Source organism: Maribacter huludaoensis, assembly GCF_029350945.1.
Classification (GTDB): Bacteria; Bacteroidota; Bacteroidia; order Flavobacteriales; family Flavobacteriaceae; genus Maribacter; species Maribacter huludaoensis.
The window spans coordinates 272,857-293,023 of sequence record NZ_JARKMS010000002.1 but is presented as its reverse complement, the minus strand read 5'-3'; the positions used below and the strand labels follow the sequence as shown (position 1 = coordinate 293,023).

General features: G+C 37.4%; 19 protein-coding genes. 8 read left to right on the top strand and 11 right to left on the bottom strand.

Going from position 1 to position 20,167, the window contains the following annotated elements:
• Positions 1-634 precede the first annotated feature (634 nt).
• From hemW to PXC01_RS06315, 6 genes are all read right to left on the bottom strand, one after another.
• Complete coding sequence (hemW, locus tag PXC01_RS06340) at positions 635-1,768, bottom strand: radical SAM family heme chaperone HemW (protein WP_276471485.1); 1,134 nt, start codon at positions 1,766-1,768, stop codon at positions 635-637.
• A gap of 57 nt (positions 1,769-1,825) precedes the next feature.
• Positions 1,826-2,191: a four helix bundle protein gene (locus PXC01_RS06335; RefSeq protein ID WP_276471484.1), complete on the bottom strand. Its 366-nt coding sequence runs from the start codon at positions 2,189-2,191 to the stop codon at positions 1,826-1,828.
• Positions 2,192-2,255: 64 nt separating this feature from the next.
• Positions 2,256-2,813, bottom strand: a complete 558-nt coding sequence (gene ruvC / locus PXC01_RS06330; RefSeq protein WP_276471483.1) for a crossover junction endodeoxyribonuclease RuvC — start codon at positions 2,811-2,813, stop codon at positions 2,256-2,258.
• 5 nt (positions 2,814-2,818) lie between these two features.
• Positions 2,819-3,295 (bottom strand): hypothetical protein, encoded by a 477-nt coding sequence (locus PXC01_RS06325; RefSeq protein WP_276471482.1) that lies wholly within the window; start codon positions 3,293-3,295, stop codon positions 2,819-2,821.
• 84 nt (positions 3,296-3,379) lie between these two features.
• Positions 3,380-4,990, bottom strand: coding sequence for a M56 family metallopeptidase (locus tag PXC01_RS06320; RefSeq protein WP_276471481.1), 1,611 nt, complete (start codon positions 4,988-4,990; stop codon positions 3,380-3,382).
• A complete protein-coding gene (locus PXC01_RS06315; protein WP_058104028.1) occupies positions 4,987-5,349 on the bottom strand; it encodes a BlaI/MecI/CopY family transcriptional regulator in 363 nt (120 codons plus the stop codon). The genes PXC01_RS06320 and PXC01_RS06315 overlap by 4 nt, the downstream gene beginning before the upstream one ends.
• A 144-nt stretch (positions 5,350-5,493) precedes the next feature.
• Here PXC01_RS06315 and PXC01_RS06310 point away from each other — a divergent pair, with 144 nt between their 5' ends.
• Positions 5,494-6,009 carry a DUF456 domain-containing protein gene (locus PXC01_RS06310; protein WP_276471480.1) on the top strand — a complete coding sequence of 172 codons (516 nt, stop codon included), beginning with the start codon at positions 5,494-5,496 and terminating at the stop codon, positions 6,007-6,009.
• 8 nt (positions 6,010-6,017) lie between these two features.
• Here the strand turns inward: PXC01_RS06310 and PXC01_RS06305 are convergent, their stop codons facing one another.
• Positions 6,018-6,575, bottom strand: coding sequence for a nitroreductase family protein (locus tag PXC01_RS06305; RefSeq protein ID WP_276472113.1), 558 nt, complete (start codon positions 6,573-6,575; stop codon positions 6,018-6,020).
• Positions 6,576-6,733: 158 nt separating this feature from the next.
• The gene (locus PXC01_RS06300) at positions 6,734-7,621 is read right to left on the bottom strand and encodes a LysR family transcriptional regulator (protein WP_276471479.1); all 888 of its coding nucleotides are present in this window, start codon (positions 7,619-7,621) and stop codon (positions 6,734-6,736) included.
• A gap of 84 nt (positions 7,622-7,705) precedes the next feature.
• Between PXC01_RS06300 and hutH the strand changes: the two genes are divergently transcribed.
• The 4 genes from hutH (at position 7,706) to hutG (ending at position 13,736) form a co-directional block, all read left to right on the top strand.
• The gene (hutH, locus tag PXC01_RS06295; RefSeq protein WP_276471478.1) at positions 7,706-9,280 is read left to right on the top strand and encodes a histidine ammonia-lyase; all 1,575 of its coding nucleotides are present in this window, start codon (positions 7,706-7,708) and stop codon (positions 9,278-9,280) included.
• Between the two features lie 4 nt (positions 9,281-9,284).
• A complete protein-coding gene (gene hutI, locus PXC01_RS06290; protein ID WP_276471477.1) occupies positions 9,285-10,532 on the top strand; it encodes an imidazolonepropionase in 1,248 nt (415 codons plus the stop codon).
• A 79-nt stretch (positions 10,533-10,611) separates the two neighbouring features.
• Complete coding sequence (locus PXC01_RS06285) at positions 10,612-12,612, top strand: urocanate hydratase (protein ID WP_276471476.1); 2,001 nt, start codon at positions 10,612-10,614, stop codon at positions 12,610-12,612.
• Between the two features lie 167 nt (positions 12,613-12,779).
• On the top strand, positions 12,780-13,736 hold the full coding sequence (hutG, locus tag PXC01_RS06280; RefSeq protein WP_276471475.1) for a formimidoylglutamase: 957 nt from the start codon (positions 12,780-12,782) through the stop codon (positions 13,734-13,736).
• A 186-nt stretch (positions 13,737-13,922) separates the two neighbouring features.
• On the opposite strand, the gene PXC01_RS06275 is transcribed toward hutG, so the two are convergent.
• Together PXC01_RS06275 and PXC01_RS06270 are read right to left on the bottom strand one after the other, a co-directional pair.
• Entirely contained in the window at positions 13,923-14,276 is a 354-nt protein-coding gene (locus PXC01_RS06275) for a pyruvate kinase (RefSeq protein ID WP_276471474.1), read from the bottom strand.
• A gap of 105 nt (positions 14,277-14,381) precedes the next feature.
• Positions 14,382-14,840, bottom strand: coding sequence for a COG2426 family protein (locus PXC01_RS06270; RefSeq protein ID WP_276471473.1), 459 nt, complete (start codon positions 14,838-14,840; stop codon positions 14,382-14,384).
• 223 nt (positions 14,841-15,063) lie between these two features.
• Between PXC01_RS06270 and PXC01_RS06265 the strand changes: the two genes are divergently transcribed.
• Positions 15,064-15,663 (top strand): Gfo/Idh/MocA family oxidoreductase, encoded by a 600-nt coding sequence (locus PXC01_RS06265; RefSeq protein ID WP_276471472.1) that lies wholly within the window; start codon positions 15,064-15,066, stop codon positions 15,661-15,663.
• Here PXC01_RS06265 and PXC01_RS06260 read toward each other — a convergent pair whose 3' ends face one another.
• Entirely contained in the window at positions 15,664-16,137 is a 474-nt protein-coding gene (locus PXC01_RS06260) for an Lrp/AsnC family transcriptional regulator (protein ID WP_276471471.1), read from the bottom strand.
• 533 nt (positions 16,138-16,670) lie between these two features.
• Between PXC01_RS06260 and PXC01_RS06255 the strand changes: the two genes are divergently transcribed.
• A complete protein-coding gene (locus tag PXC01_RS06255; RefSeq protein ID WP_276471470.1) occupies positions 16,671-19,634 on the top strand; it encodes a TonB-dependent receptor in 2,964 nt (987 codons plus the stop codon).
• A 28-nt stretch (positions 19,635-19,662) separates the two neighbouring features.
• Positions 19,663-20,166, top strand: coding sequence for a hypothetical protein (locus PXC01_RS06250; RefSeq protein WP_276471469.1), 504 nt, complete (start codon positions 19,663-19,665; stop codon positions 20,164-20,166).
• Position 20,167: the final 1 nt, after the last annotated feature.

Here is a 20,167-nt window from a genome sequence, read left to right as displayed (position 1 = left end):
AATACCCGTTGTCGATACAATTTTTCATTTCCGTTTCACTTCAATAAAAAATCACTCGAACTGACAGTACGTTATACCTCAACCTTTACAAACAATTTATTTTAAGCACCAATGTCACTTCGAGTGAATTTCGAGGCACGAGAAAATTTGCTTGCTCGCCGTCGAGGAGGGTATCGAGAAGCTCGCGTGTTCGAATACCCGTTGTCGATACAATTTTTCATTTCCGTTTCACTTCAATAAAAAATCACTCGAACTGACAGTACGTTATACTTCAACCTTTACAAACGGATTTATTTTAAGCACTAATGTCACTTCGAGTGAATTTACGAGGCACAAGGAAATTTGTATCGAGAAGCTCTCGTGTTCCAAAACCCGTCGATACAATTTTTCATTTCCGTTTCACTTCAATAAAAACCACTCCAACTGACAGTACGTTATACTTCAATCTTTACAAACAGATTATTTCAAGCACCAATGTCACTTCGAGTGAATTTACGAGGCACGAGAAAATTTGCTTGCTCGCCGTCGAGGAGGGTATCGAGAAGTTCACGTGGTACGAACCTGTTCTCTTTACAATTTTTCATTTCCGTTTCTCTTCAATGAAAAATCACTCGAACTGACAATACGTTTTATACTATTTCCAATTCACCATAAACAGATCTGCCGCAATACCATCGGCTAAAAACATGCCTTTTTTAGTGGTTTTCAAGATGTCACCATCCACGAACAGCAAGTGTTCTTCTATAAATTTATCAGCTTGTAGTAGAACGTACTCTTTGTATTTAGGTCCAAATTCGGTTGAAATTCTAGATAAGGAAACTCCCCATATAGTACGCAAGCCCGTCATCACATACTCGTTATACTTATCGGTCGAAGAAAGTACCTCAACCTCCATGGGTACTATGTTCTGTGCTATGGATTTTATGTATTTGGGATTGTTATTGATATTCCACCCACGTTGCACACCATCAAAAGAATGTGCGGACGGACCAACACCTATGTACTTTTTCTGTTGCCAATAAGCAGAATTGTTTTGGGAATAATAACCGGGTTTCCCAAAGTTGGAAATTTCGTAGCAATCAAATCCTGCTGACAATAAGGTTTCATTCAGCAAGTTGAAATGCTCTTGAGTTTCTTCGTCGGTAGGGGGCGTAATCAATCCGTCTTCAACAAATTTCGCCAATGCCGTTTTTGGCTCAACCGTTAAGGCATAACTTGAAATATGAGGAATACCGAAACTTAGTGCTTTATCAATATTTTGTTTCCACCGATCTAAGGTCATATTAGGCATTCCGTAAATAAGGTCAATTGAAATATTATCGAAATGTGCGCTCGCCAATTGCAAGCACTTTTCTGCTTCAATAGCTTTATGAGCACGGTTCATCAACTTTAAATCCTCCTCAAAAAAAGATTGAATACCAATACTCAATCGGTTAATTGGGCTAACTGCCAATTGCATAATTTTCTCTTCGGATAAATCATCAGGATTTGCCTCTAAGGTAATTTCCGGACGGTCCACAACATCATAATGTTCACGAACCGCCGCAATCAGTTGTTCAATCTCTACCGTCTCTAAGACCGAAGGTGTACCACCACCAAAATAAATAGTAGCTACTTGTTCACCTAAAAACTCGGTTTTGCGCAATTCCAGCTCTTTACACAATGCCTTCACCATTGCTTCCTTCTTCCCCATTGTAGTAGAAAAATGAAAATCGCAATAATGGCAAGCCTGCTTGCAAAATGGGATGTGGATGTAGATTCCGGACATAGTTTCAGTATTCAGTATCAGTATTCAGTATCAGTTAGCAGTGCCAGTTTTCAGTTCTTATTTTGAACAGAATTTACTTGGGTTATTAATCATATAATTTAAAAGCCTACCTACTTCTTCACTATCACTTATTAAATCATTAAACACTTTTTGTTCAATATACTCACACTTTAATGCAAACTCTAACCATGTTTGTGTTTCCGAATTCTCAGCGTCACTATCGGTTAACTTACTTACAAAATGTTTAGGATAACTTATTTTTCGATATGCTTCTGCAATATTAGCGCTTACACTTCTAGACAAACGTCTAATTTGGTCAGTCAAAGAATATTTCTCCTCTTTAGGAAACTTTTTTGAAACATGAAATATTTTCATGGCATGCGCAAAAGACTTCTTATAAGCCAATAAATCTTGAAATTGCATACATTGTTTTTACATATTACTGCCATTGCTAACTGATACTGGCACTGGCACTGCTAACTGGAAACTACTTTTTCACTCTTTTCTCATTCTGCTTCACGAATGCATCCCAACCAGAGTAGCTTTTACCTACCACATCAACTCTTCCTTGGTTGTAAAAATGACAAACGGCAGCAGCTAATCCGTCAGTGCTGTCAAGGTTTTTAGGGAGTGTTTTAAGTTTTAATACACTTTGTAACATTCTTGCCACTTGTTCTTTACTGGCGTTACCATTACCGGTAACCGCCATTTTAATTTTTTTTGGCAAATATTCTGTAATTGGTATTTGACGTGATAAGCCTGCAGCCATAGCAACACCTTGTGCTCTACCAAGCTTTAACATAGACTGTACATTCTTGCCAAAGAAAGGAGCTTCAATTGCAATTTCATCTGGGTGATAGGTATCGATCAGTTCTATGGTACGTTCAAAAATGAGTTTCAATTTCGTGTAAGGGTCGCTATATTTCTGAAGAAGCAATTCGTTCATTTGAATAAATTCCATCTTTTTGCCCACTACTCTAATGAGTCCAAAACCCATTATTGTCGTTCCAGGGTCAATACCCAATATAATTTTCTCGTTCGCCAATATGCTTAATTTGTATTTAGTTGAACGGGAATACGGTATTTGGTATTTACCGGAATTCCTCTTTTTAAAGCGGGTGCAAGTTTAGGAAGATTCTTTAAGCTTTGCGTAATAACACCATCAAATTCTGGCATTTGATTTAATACTAATTCATTTTTATAAATATCTGCAACTCTTATTTTACCTAAGGTATCAATAACAAAAATAACCTCAACAGTTTCACTTTCCTTATCGGTCAAAGTAAATTCAAAATCATTTAAGGTTTCTTGAAAATGGGAGATCAAGGTTTCTTCAAAGCAAATTTTCTGCTGATCTTTAGTAACCGCTTCATCACAAGTGTAAAAGAACGGATATGAATCTACACTGTTCCAATCTATATGTCGTAATTCTTCATCAATAAGTTCTTGCGTTCTTTTTTGTTTAGACTCAAAGAACGAACATGAACTTATTAAAATTAACACAAGAAAATAGATAACTCGTTTCATTTCACCTGTTCTACTGGTGAAATTACGATTTTTTTGAGGAGTTATTTCAACAATTAAAACCTACTATAAAATTTATCTTTAGACTCACTGCAACTTAAACTGTACAGGAATTGAATAAGGTACATTAACGGCCTTCCCTGATTGCTTTCCCGGAGTCATCTGTGGTAGCCTTTTAATGATTCGCTCCACCTCATCTTCCAATAGCTTATCCGGACCGCGCATTTTAATATTTTCAATAGTACCTTCTGAAGAAATCACAAACATAGTATATACTCGCCCCTCTATATTGGCAACTTGTGCAGCTTGAGGATAGTTAAAATGCTTGCTAATATGTTGCAGCATATTCTCATTAAAGCAAGCACGCTTATCGTCTGCATCTTCACAACCCGGAAAGATTGGAACTTCATCAACTTCTGAAAATGAAAACTCAGAAGAACTTAGGTAATCCAATTTAAAAACAACAGGAATTGAAAAAGGTACATTAACTGCTTTACCGAGATGCTTCCCTGGGGTCATCTTTGGTAACCTTTTTATTATGCGTTCCACCTCATTTTCCAGAAGCTTATCCGGACCACGCATTTTAATATTTTCAATAGTACCTTCTGAAGAAATCACAAACATAGTATATACTCGCCCCTCTATATTGGCAACTTGTGCAGCTTGAGGATAGTTAAAATGCTTACTAATATGTTGCTGCATATTCTCATTAAAGCAAGCACGCTTATCGTCTGCATCTTCACAACCCGGAAAAATTGGAACTTCATCAACTTCGGCGAAAGCAAAATTTTGACTGGATTTTAAGCTAGTACTATCAATAGTATCCTTATCATCTAATTTAGGTTCCATTTCACAACTAGTATATAACAGCATTCCTAACACCATTGGCACTAATAGTAAATACTTCAACTGCCAAACTTTTTTTGATTTTGATTTTTGTAACATGACGATTCGTTTTTTGATTAATGATTTTGTAAAAAATTGATTGATGAATGATATATGTTCGGTCTGAAAAACCTGAGCTAACAACTGCTCATAATGATCTGATTTGTGCTCTTTTGATACTTGAGCATCGGCAATAAATTCATGTAATTCTGAAATACGATTTTGATATACGTACACCAGCGGATTAAACCAGCCTATAACTCGCATAAACTCAAAGAACAACAAATCGTACGTGTGCCCTTGTTTTATATGTACCAATTCATGGGCAATTATGGTATCGTGTTTCATTTTCAACACCTTGTCTCCAATAAAAATCGATGTAAAGAATGAAAAAGCTATGTTGCTATTTGCGATTATAATTTGGGTAAATGATGGAAAAACAACCCTCTCTCCGCTCCTTCTTAAAAGGTATAATTGTCTAATTTTTAACCAGAATAGGAACAAAGCCACTAACATTCCGCCATAAAGAATACCTTCTTGCCAAGTAATATTCCAGCCCGATGATTCTTGAACCTGCGCTACAACAGCTTCATTTTGCAATTTCCATAAATACTCAGGATATGGAGCAAATGTTTGTGGAACCTGTTGCTTAAAAGCTTCAATTTTTACCCAAGGCAGAATCAAAGACAATGCAAACGTTCCTAACAGATATAATCTGTTCCATTGAAAAAAGGTTTCCTTTTTCAAGTAAAAATCATAAACAACCAAGAAAAGAAGCTGAAAGGCAATGCTCTCTAAAATGTATTGTATCATGGTTTTTCCTTTTTAATTTCATTTAGTACCGATTCTAATTCTGACAGGCTCATATCATTCTTCTTCATAAAAAATGACACCATACTTTTAAAAGAACCTTGAAAATAACCGTCTACCAATTTGTTGATGGACTGATTACTATAGTCCGATTTTTTAACCAAAGGAAAATACAAATAGCCTTTGCCCAGTTGTTCATGATCAACAAAACCCTTGCTCTCCAGTATTCTTACAATGGTTGAAACGGTATTGTAAGCGGGTTTTGGTTCCGGTAATTTTTCAATGATCGATGCTACGTTACATTTCTGCAAGTCCCACAATACGATCATTACTTCCTCCTCTGCTTTTGTCAATTGTTTCATTCAACTAATCTTTTAGTTCTATGGTCAAATATAACTAAATATTTAGTTTAAACTAATTTTATAGTTGAAAAATTTTATTATGATTACCGTCCATGTAACAAATGCACCCTATATTAGTCTAATAAGCAACACTAATTATTTACAATGGATATTTTTTTATTAGCTCTTGGGTTTGTTTTAATGCTCGTTGGCATTCTGGGCAGTTTTTTACCTGTACTACCTGGACCACCAATTAGCTGGGTAGGTCTACTTTTACTCTACTCTACTAGCGCTATAGCCATGAACTGGACCTTCTTGGGCATTACCTTGGCGATTGCATTGATCGTTTTTGGGTTAGATTATGTAATACCGGCCATGGGCACCAAAAAATTTGGAGGTACAAAAGCTGGTGTTATTGGTACTACCATAGGTTTATTGGTTGCCTTATTTTTCCCAGTTCTAGGACCTTTCGGAATTATTATCTGGCCCTTTGTAGGTGCCTTAGTAGGAGAGTTATTAAATAAAGCGGATAAAAAAACCGCTACGAAAGCGGCTTTTGGTTCTTTTTTAGGTTTTTTAACGGGGACATTTTTGAAATTTATGGTCGCTATTGTCTATCTAGGACTCTTCATTTCAAAAGCCTGGGAGCATAGTAACACCCTATTTCCTTACTTTAACTAATGGAGTAATTACTCCGATATCCATTCGGTTTTAGTTGCAATAGGTTCGCGTTTACCGTCGGTCAATTCGCCATCGAAATTACCCATATAAAAAAATCCTAGACATTTTTCACCATTGGCTAAGCTTAAAAACTCGCCCATGTGTTTTATAAGTCCCGGTGAAGACCAGTACGATCCTATACCCATATCTGTACACTGCAACCACATATTCTGAACTGCCATAGCTACTGCAGCTACCTCTTCCCATTCCGGAATCGATTCATTAGGATCTCTTTGCATGCAAATTGCAATAATTGCGCCCGCCATTTTAGGGTTCTCTTGCAATTTCTTAATCTTCATTGCCTTTGGCTTAGGATCAAGCTCTTCATATTTTTTAGATAAGAAATTACCTAGCCTACCTTTTGCTTCCCCCTGAATCACCTTAAATCGCCAAGGCTCTGTACATTTATGGTTTGGCGCCCAGTTTGCAGCTTCCAAAACCTTCTCTATATCCGCTCTCCCAATGGGCTTACCATTATATTGTACCGGAAATACCGATCGTCTCTTCTTAATTATATCTAATATCATAATGTTCGTTGTTCGTTTGTTCGCTGCACGCAATACGTTAAGCGCATCACGCTCTATTTTCACTATTCTATTTTCTCTTTTCTCAAAAAAGTAAAATTAACTTTTCAAATGACCACTCACTGTTAGATAAGTATTAAAGTTTACTCGATAGTGTCACTCTATCCTTCCAATAGCAACTCCATACAATTCTTAAGAACAGGGTTGGTATGTTCCTTTTTCCAAATGACGGACAAATTAGCTCTTTGGGGTATCTCCTTCAACTCAATAAACTTTACCCGCATTTGAAAGCCATTTTGTAAAGATGTGGGTACAATAGCTATGCCCATTTCATTCTCTACCAATTTAAATATGGTATGCGCGTGAACAGATTTATGAGAAATTTTTGGAGCAAATCCCGCATCTTTACATATACTGATAATAGTATCATAATACAACGGACTATACGCCTGACTAAATAATATAAAATCTTCATTCGCAAATCGTTCCATACCATCAAACTCCCTGGTCAACATAGGATATCTTTCTGGCAATACCAGAGAAAAAGTATCGGTAAATACCGTTTTCATTTCCAATGTACTAGGCACCCTACTCACGCGGACGAACCCCATATCTAACTTATCCTTTAAAACCGCATCTACCTGGGCAAAATTAGAAAGCTCTTCTAAAGATGTTTTTACTTTAGGATATTTATCTTTTATCCGTAAAAGCATTTTTGGAATTACCTGTTGCATAGCAGATCCCAAAAAACCGATCCGTAACTCGCCACTATCACCATCTCCTACCAATTTCAATTGACGCTCTACTTTTTCCATGTGGCTGAATATGTATTCAACCTCTTTTTTTAAATAGTGCCCCGCAGGTGTTAAACCCACTTTTTTCTTGGTTCTTTCAAACAATTGGGTTTCAAGAATTTCTTCCATTTGCTTTATTTGCCTACTGAGACCGGGTTGGGAAATAAATAATTTTTCCGCGGCCTTTCTAAAGTGTAATTCTTGGGCTACCGCTAAGAAATACGTTAGGTGCCGCAATTCTATTTGATTACTCATAGTTATGATTTGATGATAAAATTGATATTACCAAGTATTAAAAATAGATATTAATTTTAATAAAATTCTTGAAAAGCAAAAGCTATGGGGAAACAGACCTTTAAATTAGGAGAAGATTGGCTTACGGCGGGCAAAGCCATGCAGATCGTAAACAATGAATATGCGGTAACACTTTCCAGAACTACAGAACAAAAAATAGCCGATAGCTGGAAAATAGTTCAAAACATTGTAGATAAAGGTCATCCCGTTTACGGCATAAATACTGGCTTTGGCCCGCTCTGCACGACCAAAATATCAAAGTCCGAAACCAATATTCTACAGACCAACATACTTCAAAGTCATAGCGTTGGTGTTGGTGAACCCATAGACAATGACATCGCTAAACTAATGCTGATCCTTAAAGCCCAGTCACTGGCCAAGGGATTTTCGGGAATAGCCATAGAAACCTTAAACCGTATAATCTGGCACATTGAAAATGATGCCACACCTGTGGTCCCCTCCCAAGGATCTGTTGGTGCTTCTGGGGATCTAGCTCCGTTATCCCATTTATTTTTACCATTAATTGGTTTAGGTAAAGTGCAATACCAAGGTGAAATAATTTCAACAGCATCTCTTTTCAAAAAAACAGGGTTAGCACCTATTGCCTTAGGACCAAAAGAAGGGTTGGCACTTATAAACGGTACTCAATTTATAGCGGCACATGCCGTAAAAGTGGTAGTACAATTACATGCTATTTTAGCTCAGGCAGATGTTATTGGCGCTATGATGATAGAAGGTCTACAAGGGTCAGTAAAACCATTTTACAATGAACTACATGCCTTACGCCCATTTAAAGGAAATGTCCATGTTGCAAAAAGGGTTAAAAAATTACTGAAGGGTTCAGAAATTATGGAAGCCCATGTAGATTGCGAAAAAGTACAAGACCCCTACTCCATTCGCTGTATACCACAAGTTCACGGTGCCTCAAGAACAGCATGGTTACATCTTAAAGAATTATTGGAAGTAGAATTAAATTCGGTTACGGACAACCCTGTTATCATCAATGAAGAATTGACCATAAGCGGTGGTAATTTTCATGGTCAGCCTCTAGCAATGGCATTGGATTATGCATGTTTGGCCGCATCGGAAATCGGTAATATTTCAGACCGTCGAATTTATCTTTCTCTGGAAGGAAATAGTCCCGGTGTGCCCAAATTACTCATGAACGATACAGGTATCAATTCCGGATATATGATCTTACAATACACCACTGCGGCTTTGGCAAGTGAAAACAAAGGACTATGTTTTCCGTCGAGTGCGGATAGTATTCCTACTTCACTTGGTCAAGAAGACCATGTTAGTATGGGCTCCATTGGCGGTAGAAAAGCATTGCAGGTAATTGGCAATGTTGAAAAAATATTGGCTATTGAGTTGTTGACAGCCGCCCAAGCTTTTGAATTTAGAAAACCATTGAAATCGGGCATTTATTTAGAAGAAGTTCATAATGCCGTTCGTGAGCGTGTTGCCTTTGCCAGCAAAGACCGTGTATTTGCAGATGATATTGAAAAGGGTATTGCAATGATCAAGGATCGGACAATACTAAACGTTATAGACCGCGTACAAGCAGAACATAACATATCTTTAAAAACAAAACACTCAGAAGAGTTCGAAAATTACTAGTTGCATGACACAGAGAACACTCATAGGTCCGTTTAAACAGATTATTCCCATGACGGGGCTAAAACTAAAAGGCGCCATTTTAGACAATGAACTAAAGATCATTGATGATGGCGGTATGGTAATAGAAAATGAACAGATTTTGGCAATAGGCAATTTTGAAGATTTAAAATTGAAATTCCCAGAAATAGCTATTCATCAACTAAAAGGAAATCATGTTTGCTTACCCGGTTTTATAGATGCTCATACCCACATCTGCTTTGGCGGATCACGCGCTAAAGATTATGCCATGCGAAATGCCGGAAAATCATACTTAGAAATTGCTCATGCAGGTGGTGGTATTTGGGATACCGTTACCCAAACCAGAAAAGCGAGTAAGGAAGAATTGACCAAAAACACCATAAAAAGAGCCAATCGTCATTTAAAAAACGGTACCACAACGCTAGAAGTTAAAAGTGGCTACGGATTAACAGTAGATGAGGAACTGAAAATGCTCCGCGCTATTAAAGAAGCCGATAAAGTGGCATTACCTGAATTGATAACTACATGTCTTGCCGCACATATGTTACCCAAGGATTTTGAGGGAACCGAAACAGCGTACTTAAAAATGATCAGCGAAGAGTTATTCCCAGTTCTCAAAGAAAAAAATCTAACAAATAGAATTGACGCTTTTATAGAACAGAGCGCTTTTTCTTCGGAAGATATAAAAGCATATTTCTTGAAAGCGAACGACCTGAATTTTGACATCACCGTACATGCAGACCAGTTTTCAACAAGTGGAAGCAAGGTAGCGGTGGATTATAATGCTATTAGCGCGGATCATCTTGAAGCTAGTACGGACAACGAAATTGATCTTTTGGCAAACAGTGATACCATAGCCGTAGCCTTACCAGGTGCTTCAATAGGACTTGGGTGCAATTTTACGCCCGCAAGAAAATTATTAGATGCCGGTGCAGCACTCGCCATAGCCAGTGACCACAACCCAGGTTCTGCCCCTATGGGCGATTTATTGACCCAGGCCAGTATATTGGGAACTTTTGAAAAATTGACCAATGCCGAAGTCTTGGCAGGAATCACTTTTAGAGCCGCAGCCGCTTTAAAATTAGAAGACCGCGGTAAATTGGAAGTGGGACATTTAGCTGACTTGGCCGTTTTTCACTCAGATAATTATCAAGATATTCTTTATAACCAAGGAAATTTAAAGCCCTGTATGATATGGAAAAATGGGGTCTTGGTTTTTGATAGACATAAGTAGTTGTTGGTTGTTGGTTGTTGGAAAATAAATTTAAAGGTTCTAAACCAATTTAGACTTTTCGAAATTTAAAATATTAAAGATGGATTTTAAAGCACAGATTCAAATGGGAATACCTACAGAATTACCTCCAAGAAAAGAGCGTTCTTCAACGGTAAGCCATGCTCCTAACCGAAAGCAAATACTCTCAAAAGAAGAGAAAAAATTGGCGATCAGAAATGCGCTACGCTATTTTCCGGCAGACTGGCATGCCGTTCTCGCACCTGAATTTGCAGAGGAATTACAAAAATATGGTAGAATATACATGTATCGTTTTCAGCCAGATTATGATATGCATGCAAGAGCTATTTCAGCATATCCGGCACGGATTAGTCATGCTGCAGCGATCATGTTAATGATCCAGAATAATTTAGATCCAGCGGTAGCCCAGCATCCACAAGAACTCATTACCTACGGTGGCAATGGTGCCGTTTTTCAGAATTGGGCGCAATACCTTTTGACCATGCAGTACTTATCTGAAATGACCAAGGAGCAAACCTTGCATATCTATTCTGGTCATCCTATGGGTTTGTTTCCTTCATCAGCAGATGCCCCAAGAGTTGTCGTTACCAACGGAATGATGATTCCCAATTACTCTAAACAAGACGATTGGGAAAAATACAATGCGCTTGGTGTAACCCAATATGGTCAAATGACCGCGGGTTCATATATGTATATTGGTCCGCAAGGCATAGTGCACGGTACCGCAATTACCGTAATGAATGCATTTAGAAAAGTACTGAAGGCGGATGAAAATGCCAACGGAAAAATATTCTTAACTGCAGGTTTAGGCGGAATGAGCGGCGCACAACCAAAAGCCGGTAACATTGCCGGATGCATCACCATTTGTGCAGAAGTGAATGCACTTGCCGCAAAGAAAAGACACGAACAAGGCTGGGTAGACGAATTAATAGACAACCTTGATGATTTAGTAGAAAGAACCAAAGAAGCCCAAAACAAACAAGAAATAGTATCATTGGCTTTTATTGGCAATGTTGTAGACGTATGGGAGCGATTTTTTGCAGAAGAATTATTCATTCACCTAGGATCTGACCAAACCTCTTTACATAACCCATGGGCAGGAGGGTACTACCCAGTTGGGTTAACTTTTGAGGCGTCTAACGAAATGATGAATAAGCAACCTGAGGTATTTAAAACGAAAGTGCAAGAATCGTTACGAAGACATGCCAACGCTATAAACCTACACACCAAAAAAGGCACATACTTTTTTGATTATGGAAATGCCTTTTTACTCGAAGCCTCAAGAGCAGGTGCAGAAGTAATGGCAGAGAACAATATAGATTTTAAATATCCGTCATACGTACAGGATATATTAGGACCCATGTGTTTTGATTATGGTTTTGGACCGTTCAGATGGGTTTGTTCCTCTGGTACATTGGAAGACTTAAGAAAAACAGATGCCATTGCCTTACAAGTGCTAAAAGAGATTAAAAAAGAAGCTCCATCAGAAATACAACAACAATTAGAAGATAATATTAAATGGATTTCTGAAGCTGAGCAAAACCGGTTAGTGGTAGGTTCCAAAGCTCGAATTCTATATGCCGATGCCGAAGGAAGGGCAAAAATAGCCTTGGCATTCAACAAGGCAATTAAAGACAAAAAGTTAAGTGCTCCGGTAATTTTAGGACGCGACCACCATGATGTAAGCGGCACCGATTCTCCATACCGAGAAACTAGTAATATTTACGACGGCAGTAAATTCACAGCAGATATGGCCATACACAATGTCATTGGCGATAGCTTTAGAGGTGCAACCTGGGTATCTATACACAACGGTGGTGGCGTAGGCTGGGGTGAAGTCACCAACGGCGGATTCGGTATGGTACTAGATGGCTCTACAGATGCAGAGCGCAAATTGAAAAACATGTTGTTTTATGATGTCAACAATGGTATTGCAAGACGAAGCTGGGCAAGAAATAAAGAAGCAATGTTTGCATTACAACGAGAAATGGAAAGAACGAAAACTCTTAAAGTTACCATACCTAACTTAGTGGCAAACAAGTATGTAGACAATCTGTTTTAGATCAAAATATTATAACTTCATGAGTTTAACAGAAATTCATCTCAATTAACGCTATAATAAAGTAAGATTTTTATTACTTATTCGTTGTAATAAAACCCTTTTTTAAAATTTAGATTATCCTTGTTTTGGGTAGTTTATTATTTCATAATTCCTATAGATAGAATGATATGTTCAATTATAAGCTAGCAAATCCAGAAACTTGGTTTGGTCGATCATCTGACCAACAGCTATATCTGCACGAAAAAGTTTTATTTTCTAACCTCAATGAGCCATTTCCTTTTAAAACGAATAAAACTTTTGCATTGTTAGGTTATAGTAGCGATGAAGGAGTAAGGCGAAATCATGGCAGAATCGGTTCAGCTTTGGGTCCGGATGCCATACGTAGACAATTGGGTAAAATGCCCAATCATTTAGGTGAAGATACGCAATTGATAGATTTTGGAAACTTGCAATGTATTAATCAAGATTTAGAAGAACTGCAAATAGAATGTACCAATGCAGTAAACTATTTCATAGAAAACAGAACCACACCAGTCCTTTTAGGCGGTAGTCATGACTTAGCCTACGCGCATTATAACGGTTTACGTCAACATATAAAATCCGGAGAAAAAATAGGAATTATAAATTTTGATGCTCATTTTGATTTGAGGGCAAATACCAATGGTAGTAACTCTGGAACACCATTTTATCAAATTGCGTTTGATCACGCCAAAAACAGTGATTCAATAAAGTACATGGCTTTAGGTATACGAAAAGATGCAAACACAAAAGATCTATTTGAATTTGCAGAGCTACACCAAGTCAACTACCTTTTTCAGAAGTACTTTAACATGAACTACCTTGAACATGTACAACTAAGGATAATTCAATTTCTAGAAGATGTAGATTATGTGTACGCTACCATAGACCTAGATGGTTTTTCCTCAGCTTATGCGCCGGGCGTAAGCGCACCTTCCCCAATGGGTTTTTCCCCAGACGTTGTAATTGAAAGTCTTAAACTTATAATAGAATCAGGAAAATTAATAGGATTGGATGTGGTAGAATTGAATCCAAAATATGATATTGATGACCAAACGGCAAAATTAGCGGCATCATTGATACACTATGTAATCCACAAGTTATAAATGACCAAAAACAAAAAAAGCCTCCCTTAATGGAAAGCCTTTCATTGGGTTCTATCGGTTAAATCCGATAAACACAATTGCCTCAAATTTCTTTGAGACACAACACAACGCCGTAAAGGTAGTAAAGGTTTTTCAATTAAAAAACGACCTTTTCATTTCTTATAAAAACCAAACTATTTTTACATATTATTTTCCCTCATTAGAGTGGAACAATTTATAGATGTATTGCTTCTCTTTAAAAGTAAATTGCTTTTCCTCAAACCAATCATGAACCTTAATTTTTTCATTTTCAATTTGGGCATTTCGTATGGCTTTTAAAGAAACAATATGCCAATGCGTACCTTTATTCCTATTCACGGAATAGCCAACATCTTCTACAATGTATGACTGTTTAGGTCTATTTATGAGTCTTACACCATTTTTTAAAACCGCTAAAGTTTCGGTAAGTCGCACAACTTCAGAAAAAGAATATCGCGCAAAATCGTTGAACCCATTCTGCTCAACATTATAAAGTTTATCACCAATTTTAAGGGTATCCATAGCTTAAAAAAGCTACAAATTTAAAAGGCAACGTCTGTTAATGAAATTAATATTAGGTATAGTTATTCACAAAATAAATGGATAAAAAATCTTTGAAATTAAAATTTATGCCATTCCCTTCATGGTCAACAAAGTAGTTGCCCAAACAATCAAAGAAGATAAAAATATACCAATAGTATTTGCTAAAAAAGCTTTTTTTCTTTCAATTTTAAACAAATAACTGGCAATACTACCTGCATAAACCCCGGTACCGGGCACAGGTAACATTACAAAAAATATAAGACCGAAGAATCCGTATTTTTTAATTTGATCCCCAGAACCAGTTTTTGCCCGTCTTGCCACAAATATTGCATTCTTCTTATAAAAATGCCATCTAAGTAAATACCTATTGACCGTGTTTAAAAAAAACATCATAATTGGAAAAACAAGCACATTGGCCAAAAAACAGACCACGAAGATTACGTAAATATTACCTCCCTGTAGAAGACCATAAGGTATACCTACCTTGGCTTCTCCTAATGGGGAGATGCTCCAAAGTGCTGCAATAAGTATATCTTTTAACAAATCTCTTTTTTAAGCGAATGCAAAATTACGTTGTTCTTGAAAATTTTAATGCCATTAAAATCATAAATGTTGCCAATTGGCAGATTACTTAGGTGAACGACCATAAAACAGGAAATCCCTATCCCAATAAAACTAAGAATATGCTTAAACGATATGTCTAATAGCCAATATTTTTAGGTAATTTTAATAGCGTACAACCATAATTTATAATGTATACCAAAATATGGGTCAGAACAACTCAAGAAGATCGTTCATAAAACGTGCATCTATAACCTCAGCAGCATTAGGTAGGTCACCTTTTTTATTATCAACGGCTACAAAACAGCAAATACTTTTACAAAGGATTTACGTTAAAGAAGAGTTTAATATAAATGACCAAATAAACATTGCCTTAATTGGTTCTGGTATACAGGGTATTTATGATACCCAAGCAGCATTACAAGTAACAGGTGTAAAAATTGTTGCGGCATGTGATTTATATACAGGTCGATTAGAGCGAGCAAAAGAACTTTGGGGCAATGATATTTTTGTGACAAGAGATTACCGCGAAATTTTTATCAGAAAAGATTTTGCATCAAAAAAATTAAGTAATAGAGCTGGTAGTTTAGCCACGGGGTCAACTACTTGGCAAGCACCTGGTACTTATAAAGGAGCGCATTATGACCATTTTCTTATTTTTTTTACCAGCATAAGAGAAAATGGAAAAGTAATACAAGACCCAAAATTTGGACTTAGAGCAGTAGGCGCGGCACTTTTGGCAAATGAAAGCTATACAAGAAAACAACCTGTACACTGGAATCCTACAGAAATGAAACTGATATAATCAATCTTCTTCAACTTCCACAAATCTAATATGGCGTTCTAAATTTTCTTCTATAGAAATGAAAGATTCTATACCGCGTATACCGGATATGCTAAGAATTTCGTCTTGGTATACTTGCTTATAGTGAAAACTATCCCTTGCATGCATTTTTATAAAAACATCATATTTGCCCGTTACATGATGAATTTTAACCACTTCTTCTATCTCGTTCAGACGAGCCATTACCTTTTTAAAGAGACTAATCTCACTCAAAAAAATACCTAAGAATATAGTCATCTTCCAGCCCATCTTTGCATAATCCAAACTAAGTGTCGCTCCGGTAATCAATCCCATTTCTCTCATTTTTCGCATACGCATATGGACCGTACCGGGAGACACGATCAATTTTTTGGCTACGTCCGTATATGGAGTTTGCGCATTTTCAGCTAAAATGTTTAAAATATTGAAATCAACCTGATCTAATTTGTTTCTCATCTGTGCTAAAGGTTTAAACGGCTATTTCAATAAATATTGAATTATCGTTGAATTATTATAGGCTTTTAAGCATTTTTAACAAATTTAATTTATAATAATCTAATTTTTAGTGATAATAAATCAATAAAAAAGCCAATTATTGATGTTTTGTTTATTTTTCTCTAATCAAATTATTAATTACATAAAAAGCACATTTTCACACAATAATACCAGATTAGCACATTTTCAATTCTAAAAAATGAAAAAACTGAATTAATGATAGATTTTATTAAAAAAACTGTCGATAATTCAAATAACACCCTCACAACATATTCATAATCAATAGCTAACGAGTTACAGCTATTTTTAATTTGCTCTAACAATTTATAATATTGTATAAGTCATTTGGTCACCTAATAACATGATCAATTGACCTGTAAAGTATCCGGAACTTTTCTTTTACGCATAAGGTATTCCCCCAATAGCGCTCCTTCTAACCATAGGATCGCTATTAGGTAGGTGCACCATTGAGCAACAACTAAACTCACATGATTATGAAGAAAATTCTAACACTATCCTTCTTGTTACTATGTACACTTTTCATAGCACAAGCACAGGAAATTACAATTAACGGTAAAGTATCAGATGCACAAGGTCCCTTGCCCGGCGTTAACGTTATGGTAAAAGGCACTACCAAAGGGGTAATTACAGATTTTGACGGACTATACTCTATTACCGCGGCAAGTGATGCCACACTAGTGTATTCATTCATTGGATACGCCAAATTAGAAATACCGGTTAATAGCAAAACCACGATCAACGCTACTTTAGAAGAATCCGCACAGCAATTAACGGAGACCGTTGTGGTAGGTTCCAGAGGGCAATCAAGAACAAAATTACAGACCGCAGCTCCTGTAGATGTAATAAGCGTCAGCAAACAGGCCATTAATATGCCACAATTGGATGTTGGTCAGTTACTTGTGGCATCCGCACCATCTTTTACCGCTGTTAGATCCCAAGGTGGCGACTTAAGCGCTTCGGTTACACCTCCTTCCTTAAGAGGTTTGGGTCCCAATCAATTATTGGTATTGGTAAACGGTAAAAGACGCCATAGTGGAGCACAATTGATAAGTTCTGCAACAGGTGGATCTGCAAACTCAGTTGATATGGATTTCATTTCCTTGGATGCCATTGACCGCGTGGAAGTGTTACGTGATGGTGCCTCTGCCCAATATGGGTCTGACGCTATCGCCGGGGTGATCAATATAGTTACTAGAAAAGGTACCGATAAATTTACGGCAAACTACACTGCCGGTTTTTATACCAACTCTAACCCGGATATCAGTGATTCCAACATTAGTGAATCCGATCAAGCTTTACTAAACGATACCGATGGAATAGATGGTATAACACATCAACTTGGAATTAACTATGGAACCTCTTTTGAAAACGGCGGATATCTTAACGTAGCAGGAACCTACAGACAAAATGAAGCAGCCATACGCCCCAATATTAGTGGCGCTACACCTTATGGCGATTCTTACCTGAACAATGAACGAACAGATGCACAAGGTAACCCTATAATAACCAACCCAGAACTTTTGGCAGCACAAACAGCTGGAGACGCTTCACTTGCGGCAGAATTACAGACAGATGCAGGCCTACTTGCCGCACGTGGCCTTACCGCAAGAGATATATCAACCTTTGCAGGTTTATCACCAAGTGTATTGGGCGTAGTATCCTATGACCTGGAAATACCACTTTCTGAAACATCTGAAAGCAGCTTTTATTCCTTTGGTGACTTTGGTTACAAATCTGGACAGCTATTTGGATGTTTTTATCGAAGATCAGCACAAACCGATCGTTTCAATTTTGACTTGTATCCAAACGGTTTTAGACCACAAATGACCAATGAGCAAACCAATTTGGCCTTTACAGGTGGTGTTAAAGGAAAATTAGGCGATTGGGACTTTGATTTCAGCAATACCTTTGGCACCAACACACAAAGACTTGGGCAGTTTAATACATTCAACGCCAGTCTACAATCCGCTTCACCAACAGAAATGGATCTGGGAACCCACAAATTCACACAGAACACGGCCAATTTTGATCTTTCAAGATATTATCCAGATTTCCTATCTGGACTAAACATAGCCATAGGAGGAGAATTTAGAATTGAGAATTATATTATTGAAAGAGGACAGGAAGAAAGTTACGCTGCTGGCGATGCGGGTTTTGTTACCGCAACAGAAGACAATCAACCACTTATAGGACCTGACGGTTTTCCGTTGGAAGGTTTGGACGGAAGTCCACTTGTTGATGCCAATGGCGCCCCTCTTGTATTACCATTTGCAGGTGTTAGCTCATACCCTGTATTACAATACAGTCCAAATTGCCAATGTTTTAGAGGTTTTGCACCTGAGAACGAGGCAAATGCTTTTAGATCGGTTACCGGTCTTTATTTAGACCTGGAATTAGATGTTACGGACAAATGGTTTGTAAGTGGTGCACTTCGTACAGAACAATATACTGACTTTGGTGGGGTTTTTACAGGAAAGTTTGCCACTCGTTACTCTATATCGGATAACTTATCAGTTAGGGGATCTATCAGTAATGGTTTTAGAGCACCTTCATTACAAGAATTAAATTACTCACATACATTTACCTTTTTTGTTGATTTAGAACCGTTTGATGGAACTCTCTATCCAAATAGCAGTCAAGTCGCAAAAACTATTGGCATACAACAGTTACAGGAAGAAAGATCTACCAACATTGGTCTGGGAATTACCGCAAAGCTTTTCAAAAAATTAGATCTTAGTATTGATGCCTTTCAAATTGATATTAAAGACCGTTTGTTCAGCACTGGTAACTTCAGCGCAGCTGATGCCCCAGTTTTAGAACCACTAATAGGTTCTGGTTTGGCAAGTTTTAGAATTAACGGTGGTGATATCAGTACAAAAGGTATAGAAATAGTAGCCAATTACAGTGATAGAGTTGGCGAGGGAATGTTAAATTTAAACGTTTCCGGATTACTATCGGACAGAACCTTTGAAGGCGCAAACGTTCCTGACCTTAATACGGAATTGACCGATCAAGAACTAGAAGACCTATATATTGACCGTGCCGTAATAGGTGCATATGAGCAAGGTGTACCAAATACACAATTTATTGCATCGGCTACCTATAGCTTAGGAAAATGGTCAGGAATGTTAAGAGGTAACTATTTTGGGGAAATTGCTAGAATAGATGACGGAATTGGCACCTTGACCGATGCCAACTTCCCAAATGTTGGAGAACAAGGTTATTCTGACCAAACATTTTCAGCCCAGCTTACCGCTGACCTTGGATTAACATATAAAGCTTCTGAAAATTTGGCCTTTACCCTTACCGGACAAAATATTTTCAATAATTATCCAGATCTATATCGATCAGAAGAAAGAGGTTTTTACCTATATGGTAATGCTCAGCAAGGTTCTCTAGGTGCTTTTTATTCAGTAAGGGCTACACTAAGCTTCTAATTGATGTTTAATATTAAAAATTAAGAAAATGATAAAGACATATATAAAAAAGTTAAGTGTACTAACTGTAATCTTAATAACATTCGGTTCATGTGATCTAGAGCGATTAGATTCAGCTCAAGAGGTAGCCGAAGGTGGTGGCACTTTGGACACCTACACTGCATATACCATAGATTCAACTGACCCAATGGGTTCCAATGTCTACGGGAGGATCGTTTTTTGGAAAACTGACCTGGACCAGACCTTGGTACAAATATCACTTTACAACACTATTGAAGATACGCTACACCCGGCCGTTATAATTGATGGTGCCGTTGGCATGGGTAGTACAGTATCCATTTCACTGGATGACGTAGACGGATCTACCGGAGAGTTGGCCGCAAACAAGTTTTTTCTTATTGCAGACTCTTCGTTCTACGATACAATAGATTCATTGGATGCTCACGTAAGCATTTCTTTAAGTCCGGAAGACAGTACTGTGGTAGCAGAAGGAAATATTGGCGCAAATGCCGTTCCTGTTGAAACAAACTAGA

Bases quoted from the DNA above. Each gene is read 5' to 3' on its own strand.
- hutI (WP_276471477.1), top strand. From the start codon at position 9,285: ATGACACAGAGAACACTCATAGGTCCGTTTAAACAGATTATTCCCATG.
- hutH (WP_276471478.1), top strand. From the start codon at position 7,706: ATGGGGAAACAGACCTTTAAATTAGGAGAAGATTGGCTTACGGCGGGC.
- hemW (WP_276471485.1), bottom strand. From the start codon at position 1,768: ATGTCCGGAATCTACATCCACATCCCATTTTGCAAGCAGGCTTGCCAT.
- PXC01_RS06250 (WP_276471469.1), top strand. From the start codon at position 19,663: ATGATAAAGACATATATAAAAAAGTTAAGTGTACTAACTGTAATCTTA.
- PXC01_RS06265 (WP_276471472.1), top strand. From the start codon at position 15,064: ATGGGTCAGAACAACTCAAGAAGATCGTTCATAAAACGTGCATCTATA.
- PXC01_RS06285 (WP_276471476.1), top strand. From the start codon at position 10,612: ATGGATTTTAAAGCACAGATTCAAATGGGAATACCTACAGAATTACCT.
- PXC01_RS06310 (WP_276471480.1), top strand. From the start codon at position 5,494: ATGGATATTTTTTTATTAGCTCTTGGGTTTGTTTTAATGCTCGTTGGC.
- PXC01_RS06325 (WP_276471482.1), bottom strand. From the start codon at position 3,295: ATGAAACGAGTTATCTATTTTCTTGTGTTAATTTTAATAAGTTCATGT.
- PXC01_RS06315 (WP_058104028.1), bottom strand. From the start codon at position 5,349: ATGAAACAATTGACAAAAGCAGAGGAGGAAGTAATGATCGTATTGTGG.
- PXC01_RS06275 (WP_276471474.1), bottom strand. From the start codon at position 14,276: ATGGATACCCTTAAAATTGGTGATAAACTTTATAATGTTGAGCAGAAT.
- PXC01_RS06305 (WP_276472113.1), bottom strand. From the start codon at position 6,575: ATGATATTAGATATAATTAAGAAGAGACGATCGGTATTTCCGGTACAA.
- hutG (WP_276471475.1), top strand. From the start codon at position 12,780: ATGTTCAATTATAAGCTAGCAAATCCAGAAACTTGGTTTGGTCGATCA.
- PXC01_RS06335 (WP_276471484.1), bottom strand. From the start codon at position 2,191: ATGCAATTTCAAGATTTATTGGCTTATAAGAAGTCTTTTGCGCATGCC.
- PXC01_RS06255 (WP_276471470.1), top strand. From the start codon at position 16,671: ATGAAGAAAATTCTAACACTATCCTTCTTGTTACTATGTACACTTTTC.
- PXC01_RS06260 (WP_276471471.1), bottom strand. From the start codon at position 16,137: ATGAGAAACAAATTAGATCAGGTTGATTTCAATATTTTAAACATTTTA.
- PXC01_RS06300 (WP_276471479.1), bottom strand. From the start codon at position 7,621: ATGAGTAATCAAATAGAATTGCGGCACCTAACGTATTTCTTAGCGGTA.
- PXC01_RS06320 (WP_276471481.1), bottom strand. From the start codon at position 4,990: ATGATACAATACATTTTAGAGAGCATTGCCTTTCAGCTTCTTTTCTTG.